At 70.2% G+C, this 13,576-nt stretch carries 14 protein-coding genes and 3 pseudogenes; 7 read left to right on the top strand and 10 right to left on the bottom strand.

What is annotated here, in order from left to right:
- Nucleotides 1-128: 128 nt before the first annotated feature.
- Nucleotides 129-287: a DUF2795 domain-containing protein gene (locus ACZ418_RS30840; protein ID WP_468369639.1), complete on the bottom strand. Its 159-nt coding sequence runs from the start codon at nucleotides 285-287 to the stop codon at nucleotides 129-131.
- Nucleotides 288-521: 234 nt separating this feature from the next.
- On the opposite strand from ACZ418_RS30840, the gene ACZ418_RS30835 reads away from it, so the two are divergent.
- Both ACZ418_RS30835 and ACZ418_RS30830 read left to right on the top strand, forming a co-directional pair.
- Complete coding sequence (locus ACZ418_RS30835; protein WP_468369435.1) at nucleotides 522-662, top strand: hypothetical protein; 141 nt, start codon at nucleotides 522-524, stop codon at nucleotides 660-662.
- Between the two features lie 10 nt (nucleotides 663-672).
- The gene (locus ACZ418_RS30830) at nucleotides 673-996 is read left to right on the top strand and encodes a DUF2795 domain-containing protein (RefSeq protein WP_468369433.1); all 324 of its coding nucleotides are present in this window, start codon (nucleotides 673-675) and stop codon (nucleotides 994-996) included.
- A gap of 141 nt (nucleotides 997-1,137) precedes the next feature.
- Here the strand turns inward: ACZ418_RS30830 and ACZ418_RS30825 are convergent.
- The 4 genes and pseudogenes from ACZ418_RS30825 to ACZ418_RS30810 form a co-directional block, all read right to left on the bottom strand.
- Nucleotides 1,138-1,410: pseudogene (locus ACZ418_RS30825) on the bottom strand (IS110 family transposase); the annotation flags it as partial.
- Between the two features lie 219 nt (nucleotides 1,411-1,629).
- Nucleotides 1,630-2,211, bottom strand: coding sequence for a VanZ family protein (locus ACZ418_RS30820; RefSeq protein WP_468369430.1), 582 nt, complete (start codon nucleotides 2,209-2,211; stop codon nucleotides 1,630-1,632).
- 81 nt (nucleotides 2,212-2,292) lie between these two features.
- Entirely contained in the window at nucleotides 2,293-2,688 is a 396-nt protein-coding gene (locus ACZ418_RS30815; protein WP_468369427.1) for a hypothetical protein, read from the bottom strand.
- Nucleotides 2,689-3,593: 905 nt separating this feature from the next.
- Nucleotides 3,594-3,758, bottom strand: a pseudogene (locus ACZ418_RS30810) (alpha-L-fucosidase); the annotation flags it as partial.
- Nucleotides 3,759-4,030: 272 nt separating this feature from the next.
- On the opposite strand from ACZ418_RS30810, the gene ACZ418_RS30805 reads away from it, so the two are divergent.
- The 3 genes from ACZ418_RS30805 to pqqB all read left to right on the top strand — a co-directional run bounded on the left by ACZ418_RS30805 (nucleotide 4,031) and on the right by pqqB (nucleotide 6,607).
- Nucleotides 4,031-4,429 carry an SseB family protein gene (locus ACZ418_RS30805; protein ID WP_450670467.1) on the top strand — a complete coding sequence of 133 codons (399 nt, stop codon included), beginning with the start codon at nucleotides 4,031-4,033 and terminating at the stop codon, nucleotides 4,427-4,429.
- Between the two features lie 106 nt (nucleotides 4,430-4,535).
- Complete coding sequence (locus tag ACZ418_RS30800; protein WP_468369425.1) at nucleotides 4,536-5,648, top strand: hypothetical protein; 1,113 nt, start codon at nucleotides 4,536-4,538, stop codon at nucleotides 5,646-5,648.
- A 68-nt stretch (nucleotides 5,649-5,716) separates the two neighbouring features.
- Nucleotides 5,717-6,607, top strand: coding sequence for a pyrroloquinoline quinone biosynthesis protein PqqB (gene pqqB / locus ACZ418_RS30795; RefSeq protein WP_468369423.1), 891 nt, complete (start codon nucleotides 5,717-5,719; stop codon nucleotides 6,605-6,607).
- Nucleotides 6,608-6,759: 152 nt separating this feature from the next.
- On the opposite strand, the gene ACZ418_RS30790 is transcribed toward pqqB, so the two are convergent.
- From ACZ418_RS30790 to ACZ418_RS30775, 4 genes are all read right to left on the bottom strand, one after another.
- Complete coding sequence (locus ACZ418_RS30790) at nucleotides 6,760-7,179, bottom strand: MarR family winged helix-turn-helix transcriptional regulator (protein ID WP_468369421.1); 420 nt, start codon at nucleotides 7,177-7,179, stop codon at nucleotides 6,760-6,762.
- Between the two features lie 74 nt (nucleotides 7,180-7,253).
- Nucleotides 7,254-7,604, bottom strand: coding sequence for a VOC family protein (locus ACZ418_RS30785; RefSeq protein WP_069782639.1), 351 nt, complete (start codon nucleotides 7,602-7,604; stop codon nucleotides 7,254-7,256).
- A 119-nt stretch (nucleotides 7,605-7,723) separates the two neighbouring features.
- Nucleotides 7,724-10,033, bottom strand: a complete 2,310-nt coding sequence (locus tag ACZ418_RS30780; protein ID WP_468369418.1) for an ABC transporter permease — start codon at nucleotides 10,031-10,033, stop codon at nucleotides 7,724-7,726.
- Entirely contained in the window at nucleotides 10,030-10,737 is a 708-nt protein-coding gene (locus ACZ418_RS30775; RefSeq protein WP_468369415.1) for an ABC transporter ATP-binding protein, read from the bottom strand. Before ACZ418_RS30775 ends, ACZ418_RS30780 begins: the two co-directional genes overlap by 4 nt.
- A gap of 140 nt (nucleotides 10,738-10,877) precedes the next feature.
- Between ACZ418_RS30775 and ACZ418_RS30770 the strand changes: the two genes are divergently transcribed.
- Both ACZ418_RS30770 and ACZ418_RS30765 read left to right on the top strand, forming a co-directional pair.
- On the top strand, nucleotides 10,878-11,729 hold the full coding sequence (locus ACZ418_RS30770; protein WP_468369413.1) for a sensor histidine kinase: 852 nt from the start codon (nucleotides 10,878-10,880) through the stop codon (nucleotides 11,727-11,729).
- Nucleotides 11,726-12,409 carry a response regulator gene (locus tag ACZ418_RS30765; RefSeq protein WP_468369410.1) on the top strand — a complete coding sequence of 228 codons (684 nt, stop codon included), beginning with the start codon at nucleotides 11,726-11,728 and terminating at the stop codon, nucleotides 12,407-12,409. Before ACZ418_RS30770 ends, ACZ418_RS30765 begins: the two co-directional genes overlap by 4 nt.
- A gap of 91 nt (nucleotides 12,410-12,500) precedes the next feature.
- On the opposite strand, the pseudogene ACZ418_RS30760 reads toward ACZ418_RS30765, so the two are convergent.
- Nucleotides 12,501-13,349 (bottom strand): annotated as a pseudogene (locus tag ACZ418_RS30760) (LacI family DNA-binding transcriptional regulator); the annotation flags it as partial.
- Nucleotides 13,350-13,576: the final 227 nt, after the last annotated feature.

Below are 13,576 nucleotides of genomic sequence, written 5' to 3'. Positions count from 1 at the left end.
GGAAGGAGATGGGGCGTGTGTTTTGGTCGTTGTCTGTCTCGCCCCGAGGGTGGGGATTGGATGCTCGGCTCGTGGGGTGCTGTGCTCGTATTCCCCCCCCCCCCCCCCCCCCCCACGCCCATGGTCGGTCACTCGTTCTGGAAGACCGCCTTGCTCACTTCGGCCGGGTTCTGGAACTCCTTCTTACCGAGGTGGGAGATCCGGTCGGTGATCTCCTTGGACGCATGGTTGTCCCTGGCGACCTTCTTGAGCTGCTCCGTGTCCGCCGGGTATTCGGCGCCGGACAGGGCTTTCTGCAGATCCGGGGGCTGATACCCGCCATGGCTCCTCCAGCGGTGAGATGGTACTGAGCCGTGCGCCGGCGCCGCATACTGCGCCGGGGCCGCTCAGGTACCCATCCCCCGGCAGCGGATTCACGGATCCCCCGGGTCCTGGGAGGCGAGAGTTCTCCCCGGTCATGGCGGCGCGGGGGACGGGTACTCGGGGTCTTCGGAAGGGCACGGACGCGCGTGGGAGGCCCGATGAGCGAGAGCACCCCTTCGCAGGCCGAGGGCGAGCGGGAGCCGGGTGTGGCGGAGGACGAGCAGCCGCCGCGTACCACCCCGTCCCAGGCCGAGGGCGAGGACACCGCGGACGAGAACGCCGAGGAAGGCGACGAGTGAGGGAGGCGCCATGAGCACGGCACACACCAGCGTCCCCGAGGTGCTGGACGCGCTGAAGGACGTGTCGTATCCGGCCGACAAGGAGCGCCTGGTCACGGCCGCGCGTGCGGCGGGTGCGTCGGAGGAGGTCGTCAAGGCCCTGCGCGGCATCCCCGCCGAGCAGTACACCGGCCGTGACGACGTGGCGAGGTCGGTACGGGTGGACCCGGACTCGGACCTCGACCGCACCGCCGCACAGCGCGCGGAACAGGCACGCGAGGGCGGCAAGCCCGGACTCTCCCAGCACCTGCGGGAGGAGCCGAAGACACCGATCCAGGAGGAGTTCGACCGCTGAACCGTTGGTACTACCGGACCCTTGAAGCAGGGCACTGATCGGTCTTTAGACCCATCCGGGCTCCCGTCGCGATCCTGCAGGGGTGCTTATCGTGCCTGCCCGGCATTCGGGGGGGTGCCCCATGATGTGTTTGGTCAAGCTCATCGTGAGACCGGGCACGTAGGCGACCGGGCAGCCCATGTCCCTCGCGACCGCCAGCGGTAAGGCGCCGATCGAGGCCGACTGGTCGACCACGACCAATACTGTTCCGTGCTTGGCCTGGAGTTTCGCGAAGAGTTCGCGGAGCTTGGGCTCGGTGTTGGGCAGGCGCTCGTCGAAGGCCTTCTTCCCGGCCGGTGTGACGGCGGTGGCGTGGTGTTCGCCCTTGCCGACGTCCAAGCCCAGGTAGACGTCGACGTCGCCGGTGTCGATCACGTGCAGGCCCCTCCATCACGCTTTCATCCGGCCTGCCAGGGCACGAGCTGCCACATCCACGTTAGAGCTCTTCCGGCTCGGGTGAAGCCGGTGCTCAAGCCCCTCATCAGCGGTCCGTCGATGCCTCCGGAACCGGTGACACCATCCCCCGGATTATGAACAACAGGGGGGAATTCATGCCGCAGTCGGCGATGGGGGACGCGGCTGGGCGTTCAGGTGTCAGTCGCTGGTCGTGATCGGTTGCCTGTGTCGACCTGTGCCGCTCCGGGACACTGCGAAGATATTGAGGGCGATCAGTGCAACGCCAGCCCCCAGGAAACCACCGAGGGTATTGAAAAGTACATCATCAGCGTCAACGGTACGGCCGGCCGCCATAACCCACTGAGTGGCCTCGATAGCGACGCTGAAGGTAAAGCAGATGAACGTTGTGCAGGCAAGTGGAGTCCTGCGGGCGTCGAAAAGGGTGAATGCCAGTGTGGATCCGAAGGGGACAAACATGGCGGCGTTGGCAATTTGCAGACGCACGATCATGGTGCGCTCCTCGGGGAAGAGGCCGTCGGCTTGACTCCCCCAAAGACCCTCGCCCGGCAGCCATGAAATATGATGGTCTGAAGTGCCGAGCGGTTGAGTGGGCATAAGCGTAGCCAACAGGATGAGAACGCCCCAGGCGATGAACAAGGCGCGAGCCGCACGCACGGCGTGCCCGCGTCCTCGATGAAGCCACCATGCGCCCAGCCACGAGAGTGCGAGCATCACCAGCACAAACAGGGCGACGGACGCCGGAGTGATGTAGAGAATCACTAGCCACATGATGGTCTTCCTGTACGTCTCGGCCTGGGGCGCCCGTCAAGTCAAGCACACGCGCCCAACGGCGGGGTCACATCAGGGGCAACGCCACTTGGTGACGTACTCGGTACCCTTATAGTCCATCACGCCGCGAATGCAGTCACCCGAGTCGATGTGATGCTTCTTGCTCAGTTCGACGTAGCCGTTGCTGGTCTTCTTCGTCCCAAAATACAGAGGAAGAGCCGTGATCTTGTCATTCTTCCTCTGGGAACCGAGCGTGACGGTAATATCTCCGGAAACTTGGCGGTCGTAATCGACGGTGAACGTGAAATCACCTGTTTTGCCAACAGAGCCGCCCGTTATGCACAGCTGGCCATTCTGTAGATCGCCGCAACCCGACGGGGTTGCACTCGCGGCCGGTGCGGCGATTACACAAGCGGCGAGAACAGCTGCAAGAGATGCCGCCGTGCCGACCGAACGCCTCATCTTCATGTCGATTCCCCTCTTTTTCTTGCATGGGGGAATGCAGACAGCGGCAACCTGCTCTGAGGCTGACGACTTTGCGATTTTCCCCCGTGGTCGGAGGGGAGTTTATCACGTATTTGATCATCCCATGCGCCGGAAATCAGCCAGCCTTGGTGGGCGATTTTCGCGGATTTTTGATCCTTGCGCGGATTACGCATGCCTCCTGTCGTGCTCGTGCCGTGACGCTCCCCCCCCGCGCGGGAGCGCTCTACAGCGCCCCATGCGTGCGCAACCCTTCACTCGCACCGGGCAAGCGTGCCCCGACCTGCCGCCTCGTAGCCTTCGTGGCGTGCATCCGCGAGGCGATCGCAGAGCGCGGAGAAGAGCCCACATTGTGCGGGATCGGCGAGCAGGTAGGGCTCAGCAGCATCGGCTCGGTGCACTGCCACCGCAGGCAGCTGGCAGGCAACCAGAGCCGCTCGCGCCGGCGACCCGCTGCGCGCGCTCGACCTGCCCGCAGACCCGGTTGTCACATCAGGCGAGTGGGGCGTGGCCAAGCCCCAGCCGGAGTTCTTCCAGCGGGTCATTCAGGTTGCCGGGGTACCGGCCGACTGAATATCTCGACGTCGGCGACCATCCCGCCAACGACGTGTACCCGGCGAAGGCGGCCGGGCTGCGCACGGCGCACCTGCGGCGTGGCCCGCGGGGGGACTTCCGGGCCGACGCTCCTGAAACGGTTGCATCGGCGGACTGGCGGATCAGTGGACTCATGGACCTGATCAGCATCGTTCGGTGACAACCGCGAAGCGGCCTCGCCAAGTTGGCGGCGCTGCTTCGAGTACGCGCGGCATGCGACGTGAGTACCGTTCGGTATGGATGCCCGAACGGTGACAGTATGCCGCTGACCCTCACCTTCGGCTGACGCCCCCGCGTCAGGTGCGCCCCGTCCCCCGGTAGAGGTCCAGCTCCCCGTCGAGTTCCACGGCGAGCACGGTGGCGTACTCGTCCGCGTCCCCCGCCGCCGGCGCGTCCAGCCAGGTCACTCCCGGCACCTCGTGCAACCCGCCCGTGACCCGGTGGCCCAGCTCGGCGCCGGTCCAGTGGACGAAGATCCCCAGCTTGGCGTCGCGGAACCATGGCTGCATCGGCATGCGGCAACGCTAGAGCCCGGGCGACCCGCACGGGCGGCGATCGCTCTGCCCGTGGATTTTCACCGTCCCCGGCCACCAGGGGGCCGGGGCACCACCGGATCTCCCGCCGATCCTCACGCATGGCCCGCGGCCCACCGGGTACGCGAGGCGAAGCACGCCCGGGGCGCGGTTCCGCCTCCGGTGTGGCCTGTACGACCGTCGCTACCTGGGGATCTGCCATGGAGACACCCGCACACAACGACCTGCCGACGCCGGCCCAGCAGGCGCTGGACGCGCTGACCGTGAACGCCGAGGACCAGGCCGCGCTGGACGTCCTCGCCCACAGTGACGTGCTCGTCCCCGTGCCGGACGACGCGGTCGACGGGGAGGGCGCCGACGCCACGACCGTGGCCCTGCCCGTCCTGGAACAGCCCGGAGGCGATCCGGTCGTCCCCGTCTTCACCACGGAGGGCGAGATGGCCGAGCTCCTGCCCTTCGTCTCCCGCTACCGCCTCATCCCCCTCGGCGCCCTGGCCTCCCAATGGCCCGACGAGGATCTCTCCCTGGCCATAGACGGCAATTCCACCCACGCCCTGACGCTCACCTCACAGGGGGTACGCACTCTGCTGGCCCGCTGATGAAGCGCCCCGAAGGGCCGTGGGGAACGGCGCGAGAAGCCACGAGTGACCCGCACCCGCGCAGGAAAGTGATCACCCCACCCCCATGGGCGACAAAAATAGACCCATGGAATACATCGCCGGCGCGGCAGGGGCACTGGTCCTGGTCCTGGTGCTGACCAGCATTCTCCGCACCCTCGTGGTCCCCCGGGGCCTCTACTCCGTGCTGGTCTTCCGTCTCTGGTGGGCCCTGCGCCGAGTCCTCCGGCTCACCGCCGTCCGCAAGGACTACGCATCCATCGACCGCGCACAGACCTGGCTGGCCCCGCTGATGCTCATCGGCATGCTCGCCACCTGGCTCGCCGGTGCGCTGCTCGGCTTCGGCCTCCTGCTGTACTCGCTGTCCCCGCTGTCCTGGACCACCGCGTTCCGGGAGGCGGGGTCCAGCCTGTTCACGCTCGGCTTCGCCGGCGGCGCCCGGCTGAAGCTGTCGGTGCTCGACTTCGTCGCCGCGGCCACCGGGCCGGTCGTGATCGCGCTGCAGATCGCCTATCTGCCCACCCTGTACGCCGCCTACAACCGCCGTGAACTGGAGGTCACCCTGCTCCAGGCACGGGCCGGGGAACCCGCCTGGGGGCCGGAGATCCTCGCCCGGCAGTGGCTGGTCGACACCGAGACCGCGCTGCCGACGCTGTATCGCGCCTGGGAACGCCTCGCCTCGGACATGGGCGAGAGCCACTCGACGTACCCCGTCCTGCTGACCTTCCGCTCCCCGCGCCCGCACCGCAGCTGGCTGGTCGGTCTCGTCGCGGTGATGGACGCGGCCGCGATGCAGCTGGCGCTCGCCCCGCGGCTCGCCCCGCCGGAGGCCCGGCTGGTGCTGCGGGCCGGCTTCACCGCCCTGCGCGACATCGCCCGCGCGCTGCGCATCCCCTTCGACGCCGACCCGTCGCCGGACGCGTCCATCCGGCTCACCTTCGCCGAGTTCGACGCGGCCGTGGCCATGCTGGAGTCGGCCGGATTCCGGGCCGAGCGCCCGCCGAAGGAGGCCTGGCCGCACTTCCAGGGCTGGCGGGTCAACTACGAGGCGATCGCCTACGAACTGTGCCGGCGCTGCGACGCCGTACCCGCTCTGTGGACCGGTCCCCGTGACTTCCCCGGTGGGCCGATCCCGCCCGAGCGCCCGGCGGACCGCAGACCGGGCGCAGGACGGCCGGAACTGCCCCCCGCCGCCGGGTAGTCCCCGGCCCGGCGCGGGAAGATCCCAGCGAGAACAGGTCCGGACGCGTGTCGAAGGAGCCGATGGTCGTGAGGGTCGTCCTGCTGGGCACCGCCGCCGGTGGCGGCTTCCCGCAGTGGAACTGCGCCTGCTCGCTGTGTACGGCGGCAAGGGACGGCAAGCTTCCCTCCCGGACCCAGGAGTGCGCGGCCGTCACCGGCAACGGCCGCGACTGGTGGCTGCTGAACGCCTCGCCCGACCTGCGCACCCAGCTCGCCGCCACACCGGCGCTGTGGCCGGGACCCGGACCCCGGGACACCCCGCTGCGCGGCGTCCTGCTCACCGACGCCGAGGCCGACCACGTCACCGGCCTCGCCGAACTGCGCGGAGCGGCGGGTTTGAAGGTCTACGCGACGTCGCCGGTCCGCGCCGTGCTGGCGCCCGCCCGGGCCGCCCTGGACCGCTATGCCTCGTGGGAGTGGCCGGACAACCTGGCCGACGGCGGGTTCGTGCTGGCCGGCGGGCTCGTGGTCACGGCCCATCCGGTGGGCGTGAAGATTCCGAAGTACGTGCCCGTGCAGTCGCCGGAGCCGGCCGGCCCGTGGGTGACGGCGTACCGCGTCGAGGACCTGGCCAGTGGGGGAGTGCTGGTGTATGCGCCCTGTGTGGGCGCCTGGAGTCCGGCGCTGGACGACCTGTGCGCCGAGGCCGACTGCGTGCTGCTGGACGGCACCTTCCACGCGGCCGACGAGATGGGCACGGCGGTGCGGTCCGGCGCCGGGCAGGCCGCCATGGGGCATCTGCCGGTCACCGGTCCGGACGGCACTCTCGCCGCGCTGGCCCGGCATCCCGGCGCACGCCGGATCTACACCCATCTCAACAACACGAACCCGCTGCTCGACCCCGCCTCACCGGCACGCGCGCGTGTCGCCGAGGAGGGCGTCGAGGTCCTGCCCGACGGTGCCGAGCTGGTGCTCTAGGTGTATTGACCTGAAGCGTTGTTCCCGCGGCTGATCGGTGGGTGGCCGCGGTGCGGCGAGTGGGGTGCCCCCTTTGGGGGAGCGTGCATGGCGTCGCGGGGCTGGGGGCACCGCCCGGCCGAAGGCTGGGGGAGGGAGTTCGACGACAGGGCCTAGTGGTCCTGCCCGGTGCTCCAGCGCTCCTGCCCGGTCAGCATGCGCTCCAGCACTTCGCGCTGCAGCGGCAGCACCTCGGCATGCAGCGCGCGGCCCTTGGCGGTGAGCGCCACCCACACCCCGCGCCGGTCCTCCGCGCACACCGAGCGCTCCACCAGCCCGTCCTTCTCCAGCCGGCCGATCAGCCGGGACAGCGCGCTCTGGCTGAGATGAACCCGGCCGACCAGGTTCTGCACCCGGCACTGGTCGCCCTCCGCGGGCGACTCGGTCGCCAGGATGTCCAGCACCTCGAAGTCGCTGGCGCCCAGCCCGTGCGGGTGCAGGGCACGGTCGATCTCGCACATCGTGCGCGCGTGCACGGCGAGGATGTCCCGCCACCGTTCCTCGAGCCGGGCGTCGGCCGTCTTGACTGCCATACCCGCACCGTAGCACCGATCCAGCCAATCGTTGAGCGTGCAACTAGTGCGGGTGTGGGCGGAGGCCGCGGTGCTCAGGCGGCCGGGTCCTGGAGCAGGCCGATCAGGTTGCCGTCGGGGTCCTTCACGGAGGCGATCAGCCTGCCGTTGCCGACGTCGCGCACGTCCTGGACCACCTCGGCGCCCGCCGCCAGCAGGGCCGCGAGGCGCTCCCGGAGGTCGGTGACGTGCCAGAACGGCACCGGACCGGTCAGGCCCTGAGCGTGCCCGTTGGGGTCGAGGCCGACATCCTGCCCCTCGGCCTTGAAGCCGACGTAGTAGGGCTGGTCCGCGTACGGCTCGACACCCAGCAGGGCGGTGAACAGGGCCTTGGCCCGGTCCTTGTCCTTGACGGGGTAGATGATCGTCTGCACGCCGGCGGTCATGGGGCTCTCCTTCTGAGGTGCGTGGCCCGACGGTTTCTCCGTCGGTGCACCTCACGCTAGGACGGGGGAGCCCGCTCCGGCTTCTTCGATCCTGACCGGTTGCGGGCTCCCCGGTGGCCCTATTCGTTGTGCAGTACTTCGGCGACGGTGAGGCGGGCCGCGCGCCGCGCGGGGACCAGCGCGCCCACCACGGCGATCACCAGACCCGCCAGCGCCAGTTCCGCCAGCTTCGGCGCGTGCCAGACGTCCGTCATGTACGACGGCAGGGTGATGTCGATCCCTGCGGCCATCCGTGGGACGACCACCTCGTAGGCGGCGATGCCCAGCGGGACGCCCAGCACCGATCCGGTCACGCCGAGCACCGCCATCGACGTCACCGTCATCACCGTCACCTGGCGCGGGGTCATCCCGATCGACTTCAGCATGCCGAGGTCGCGGCGCCGGTCGTGGGTGTTGAGCACGGCCGTGTTGAACACGCCGAGGGAGGCGACCAGGGCCAGCAGCAGGGTGAGGGCCGTCGCCGAGTCGATGATGGTCTCGGCGCCGCTGCTCGGGCCGGTCAGTTGGGTACTGAGGCCCTTGTCGACGGCTCGGGCGGCCCGCGCGTACGCCGTCCCGTCCGCGTCCTTGCGCAGTTTGACGTGATAGGCGAACGCCTTTCCGTCCGGGACCAGCGCGGTGAACGTCGGCCAGGTACCGGCGACCACCCGGTCGTTGTCCTGCATCAGCTCGCCGACCACGGTGACCTCCTCCTCGCGGCCGCTCTTGCGCAGCCGGAGGTGGTCACCGATGTGCACCCCGTTGCGGCGCAGGAAGGCCGAGCCGACCACGACCTCTCCCGGACGGTGCATCCAGCGCCCCCGGACGAGCACGTCGTCCAGCGGCAGGTCGGGCCCGCGCCTGCCCTCGATGATGACCCTCTGTGTGGACCCGTCGAGCCGCGCGTCCTCGTCCCCCCGGGCCGTCACCCGTGCCGCCCCCGGCAACGAGCCCAGCAGCGACTGGAGTTCGCGGTCGCCGTGGACCGGCAGCACCTGCTTGCCATGGGCGTAGCTGCTTGCGTAAACCGTGACGTCGTACGCATCCCTGCCGCCTCCGAAGAGGGTCATCGTCGTCGCCAGACCCGTCGCGAACGTCACGGTGGTCACGCCCAGGACCACCGCGGCCAGCGTGAGCGCACTGCGCGCGGGCCGGGCGAACGGCAGCCCCGCCCCGAGGCTCACCGACCTGGGCAACCGCAGCCCCGCGAGCCGCCGTTGGATGCCGAGCGCCCGCCCGGTACGCGGTGCGCTGCCCGCGCTGATCGCCCGCGCCGCCGACAGCCGCTGGGCGCGCACGGACGGGCCGAGCGCGGCCAGTACACAGACCAGCGGCATGCCGAACAGGGACAGCCCGTTCACCCAGGGCGCGATGCCGATGCTGTCGTGCAGCACCCCTGAGTCAGGCCCCGTGAACACGAACTGGAAGAACGGCTTGGCCAGCAGGTTGCCGACGAGCGTGCCGAGTGCGCAGCCCAGCACGGCCGGTACGGACACCATCACGAGATAGACGCCCAGCACCTGCCCCGGAGTGAACCCGAGGGCCTTGAGGATGCCGATGTGCCGGAAGCCGGAGACCACGGCACCGCCGACGACGTTGGCGACGATCAGTACCGCCACCAGGACGCCGAGGATGCCGAACGCCATGAGGTACGGCGCGTACGCGCGCGCGTTGCTGCCGATCCGTTGCTTGAGCGTCAGATAGCTCTGCGATCCGCTCAGCGAGCCCTTGGGCAGCGCCTCGGTCACCCGGGCCAGCCCCGCGCTCAGCGCACTCTGCGAGGACGCGTCCCGGAACCGGTACAACATCTGCGTGGTGTGCGGGTGCAGGGCCGTGATCTGGTCCGGGGCGACCCACACGTCCGCCGTGTCGCTCAGATCGAAGGCGAATCCGACGATGGTGAGGGTCGGCCCGGACGGCAGACGGAACTTCTTGCCGATGTCGGCGCCGGTCCAGTCGGACTGTCGGTTGAGGACCATCTCGCCCGGCCGGGTCGGCCACCGGCCCGCCCACAGGTGCAGCCGGTCCACCGCCCCGCCGGGCCCGGAACGGCCCACGACCGTGACCTCGCCGCCGAGACCCAGGTCCTCCATGCCACGCGGCACGTCCACCGTCGCCTGCGGGAACGGACCGGCCACCGCCTCCACTCCCGGCTGCCTCGCAGCTCGTTCCAGCTGCGCGTCCGACGCCTTGCCCGGGTCGAACTCGGCGACCACATGCGGCCCGTGCTGCTTGCCGAAGACATGGTCGAACGGTGCCGACGCCGCGTCCACCAACCCCAGCGCGACCACGATCGACCCCGTCGACACCAGCGTGACCAGCCAGATCACCAGAGTCTGCAGTATCCGCCTGCGCACGGCCGCCCGCGCGGCCTTCCACGCCGCCCTCATACCGACGGCTCCAGGGCGTGCTCGCCGGTCACCCGGCCGTCGGCCAGCTGCACCAGCCGGCTCGCACAGCGCTGCGCAAGATGCTCGTCGTGCGTGACGATGACCAGGGTCTGGCCCATCTGGTTCAGGTCGATCAGCAGGTCCATCACCTGCTCCCCGGCCCGGCTGTCCAGCGCGCCGGTCGGCTCGTCGGCCAGCAGCAGCGCGGGCCGGTTCATCAACGCCCGTGCCACAGCGACCCGTTGCCGCTCACCACCACTGAGCACCGCGGGGTAGGCGTTGCGGCGGTCCGCGATGCCCAGCTCCTCGAACAGCTCCAGCGCCCGCCGCCGGGCCTGCCGGGCCGGAGTGCCGGTCAACTGTGCGGCCAGCGCCACATTGTCGAGCGCCGACAGATCGTCGATGAGGTTGAAGAACTGGAAGATCATGCCGATCCGGCGCCGCCGGTACAGCGCGAGCCGCTTCTCGCTCAGCTCCCCGACACTCTCGCCGTGGACGACGACACGGCCGGCCGTCGGCCGGTCAAGACCGGCGATCATGTTGAGCAGCGTGGACTTGCCGCACCCCGAGGGGCCCATCACCGCGACCGCCTCCCCGGCCCGGATCTCCAGCGACACCCCGTCGAGTGCGACCGTCTCGCCGTACTCCTTGCGCACACCGTCGAGCCGTACGACGGTGTCACCCGTTCTCACCTCAGTGACCATGGCCAGGACGCTAGACGCGCGACACCGTCCCCGGCATCCCTCCCCGGATGGCACTGCGCCCCCGGACTCATCCTCCGGATGCAGACCGCTGAATCCCCAGGTCGATGCGGATGTCAGTGCCGTCTGCGACCATGAACGGCATGGGGGAGTACGACATGCTGACGGCGGCGCTCGCGGTGGCGTGCGCGGCCGTTCTCGGGCTGACGGTGGCGCTGGTGCGCACCCGGCGCCGCTGGCAGGCGGCGGTCGGGGAGCGCGGCTGGCTGCTGGAGCGCGAGCGGGAGAGCGCCACGGAGGCCGCCATCACGGCCGAACGGGACCGGATCGCCCGCGAGTTGCACGACATCGTCAGTCACAACGTCAGCCTCATGGTCGTCCAGGCGAGCGCCGCCCGCGAGGTGCTGGGCACGATGCCGGACGAGGCGGCCACGGCCCTCAGGGCCGTGGAGGACGCCGGCCGGGGCGCGATGACCGACCTCAGACATCTGCTGGGACTGCTGGCCCCCGCACAGGACGGCACCGACGGCGCCCCCGACCCGGGACCGGACGCGGACGCGGTGAGCACACCCCTCGCCCCGCAGCCCGGCCTCGACCGGCTCGGCCCGCTCGTGGACCGGATATCCTTCGCCGGGCTCCCGGTCGAGGTCCGCATCTCCGGCGAGCCGCGCCCGCTGCCACAAGGCATCGACGTGACCGCGTACCGGATCATCCAGGAGGCCCTGACCAATGCGCTCCGACACGGCGACGGCGGCTCGGCGGAGGTGACCGTGCGGTACGCGGACCACGCTTTGCGCGTGGAGGTCCTCAACACCGGCCCCAGCGTGCTGACCGGCACCGCCCCGGCCATCCCGGGACCGCGGGCCGCCGGCACCGGCCGAGGCCTGATCGGCCTGCGCGAGCGGGTCGCCGTCTACGGCGGTGACCTGGACGCCCGCCGCAGACTCGGCGGTGGCTATCGCGTCCGCGCCCGCATACCCCTGGACCGTCCATGACGGCGGACGCGTCCGGGCGGGCGCCCCGGGTGCTGATCGCCGACGACCAGACGCTGATCCGCACCGGCTTCCGGCTGATCCTCACCGCCCGGGGCATCGAGGTGGTCGGCGAGGCCGCCGACGGCGCCGAGGCGGTGTCCGCGACCCGCCAACTGCGCCCGGACGTGGTCCTCATGGACATCCGCATGCCGGCCATGGACGGCCTGGAGGCCACCCGTCGCATCCTGGCGCAGACGCCCGACTGCCGGGTGCTCATGCTGACCACGTTCGACCTGGACCGGTATGTGTACGAGGCCCTCTCCATCGGGGCCAGCGGCTTCCTGCTCAAGGACGTCACCCCGGAACACCTGGCGGCGGCCGTACGACTCGTCGGCACCGGCGACGCCCTGCTCGCACCACAGATCACCCGGCGCCTGGTCGAGCGCTACGCGGCCGAGGCCGAGCGGACACCCGAGGCCGTACCCGCCGACCTGGCCACGCTCACACCGCGCGAACGGGAGGTCCTGACCCTGCTGGGCCGCGGCCTGTCCAACACGGAACTGGCCGCCGAGCTGACCCTGAGCGAGGCCACGGTCAAGTCCCACGTGGCCCGGATCTTCGCCAAGCTGGGTTTGCGCGACCGCGCCCAGGCAGTGGTCCTCGCCTATGAGACGGGGCTGGTTCGCCCCGGGGCGCGGTAGCGCCGAAGGGGCGCGGGGAACTGCGCGACCAGCCACGACGGCGCTGCAGACGCACGACGGCACAGCGCGGCACCCCAGTGGGCACTTCCGCTCAAGCCGACTCCCGCCGCACCAACTCCGTAGGAAAAATCACCGCCGCCGGATCCTCCCCGCCGATCTGCGCGAGCAGCACCCGCACCATCTCGTTGCTGATCCGGTCCCACGGCTGCCGGATCGTGGTGAGCTGCGGAGTCGCGGCCGTAGCCGCAGGCGAGTCGTCGAAGCCTCCGACAGCGATGTCGTCCGGTACCCCCTTCCCGGCCCGGCGCAGCGCCGCCAGCACGCCCTGCGCCATCAGGTCGGAGGCGACGAACACCGCGTCCATGTCCGGGGCCTGCGCCAGCAGCCGCTCCGCGCCCGCCTCACCGCTCGCCCGGCTGTAGTCCCCGGAGACGATCAGGCTCTCGTCGGCCCCGATGCCCGCCTCGGCCGGCACCTCCTTGTACCCGGCGAGCCGCTCCACACCACCGGGGGTGTCCAGCGGACCGGTGACCGCACCGATCCGCCGCCGGCCCAGCGACAGCAGATGCCGGACCATGTCCCGGGCTCCGTCCCGGTCGTCCGCGGCCACATAACTCACCTTGGAACCGAGACCGATCGGCTTGCCGCAGGCGACGAGCGGCACGCCCGCCTCCCGCAGCTCCTGCGCGACGGGGTCGCCCGAGTGGCTGGACACCAGCAGTACCCCGTCGACGTGCCCGGCGGTGATGTACCGCGTGATGCGCCGCCGTTCGTCCTCGGTGCCCGCCAGCATCAGCAGCAGCGGCACGTCGTGCGCGGCCAGCGCCTGCGTGCAACCACGCAGCAGGACATTGAAGTTGGGGTCCTCGAAGAACCGCTCCTGCGGCTCGGTCAGCAGGAAGCCGACCGAGTCCGAGCGGCCGGTGATCAACGATTCGGCGCCGTCTCCGGCAACGGCTGGGACCCGACCGACGCCACCTCCGGCAACGGCTGGGAGAACCAGGCCCTGTTCGGCTACGACGACAAGGCGCTCTCCTCCATGACGTGGTTCAGCCACCGCTGAACCACCGGTGACGGGCCCGGCCGTAAGGGGCGGACGGGCCTTCGCCGATTTTCCCGGGTCATATGCACCCACTCGGTCGCACGGCCGTTCGGTACCGGACAACG

Source organism: Streptomyces sp. NPDC030820 (genome assembly GCF_055572075.1).
The sequence above is the reverse complement of the archived record's forward strand: the minus strand, read 5'-3'. Positions and strand labels throughout refer to the sequence as shown.

What these genes read in the sequence shown, in the direction of transcription:
- ACZ418_RS30805 (WP_450670467.1), top strand. Translation starts at nt 4,031, where the DNA reads ATGGAGACACCCGCACACAACGACCTGCCGACGCCGGCCCAGCAGGCG.
- ACZ418_RS30800 (WP_468369425.1), top strand. Translation starts at nt 4,536, where the DNA reads ATGGAATACATCGCCGGCGCGGCAGGGGCACTGGTCCTGGTCCTGGTG.
- ACZ418_RS30775 (WP_468369415.1), bottom strand. Translation starts at nt 10,737, where the DNA reads ATGGTCACTGAGGTGAGAACGGGTGACACCGTCGTACGGCTCGACGGT.
- ACZ418_RS30830 (WP_468369433.1), top strand. Translation starts at nt 673, where the DNA reads ATGAGCACGGCACACACCAGCGTCCCCGAGGTGCTGGACGCGCTGAAG.
- ACZ418_RS30835 (WP_468369435.1), top strand. Translation starts at nt 522, where the DNA reads ATGAGCGAGAGCACCCCTTCGCAGGCCGAGGGCGAGCGGGAGCCGGGT.
- ACZ418_RS30815 (WP_468369427.1), bottom strand. Translation starts at nt 2,688, where the DNA reads ATGAAGATGAGGCGTTCGGTCGGCACGGCGGCATCTCTTGCAGCTGTT.
- ACZ418_RS30765 (WP_468369410.1), top strand. Translation starts at nt 11,726, where the DNA reads ATGACGGCGGACGCGTCCGGGCGGGCGCCCCGGGTGCTGATCGCCGAC.
- ACZ418_RS30785 (WP_069782639.1), bottom strand. Translation starts at nt 7,604, where the DNA reads ATGACCGCCGGCGTGCAGACGATCATCTACCCCGTCAAGGACAAGGAC.
- ACZ418_RS30770 (WP_468369413.1), top strand. Translation starts at nt 10,878, where the DNA reads ATGGGGGAGTACGACATGCTGACGGCGGCGCTCGCGGTGGCGTGCGCG.
- ACZ418_RS30780 (WP_468369418.1), bottom strand. Translation starts at nt 10,033, where the DNA reads ATGAGGGCGGCGTGGAAGGCCGCGCGGGCGGCCGTGCGCAGGCGGATA.
- ACZ418_RS30790 (WP_468369421.1), bottom strand. Translation starts at nt 7,179, where the DNA reads ATGGCAGTCAAGACGGCCGACGCCCGGCTCGAGGAACGGTGGCGGGAC.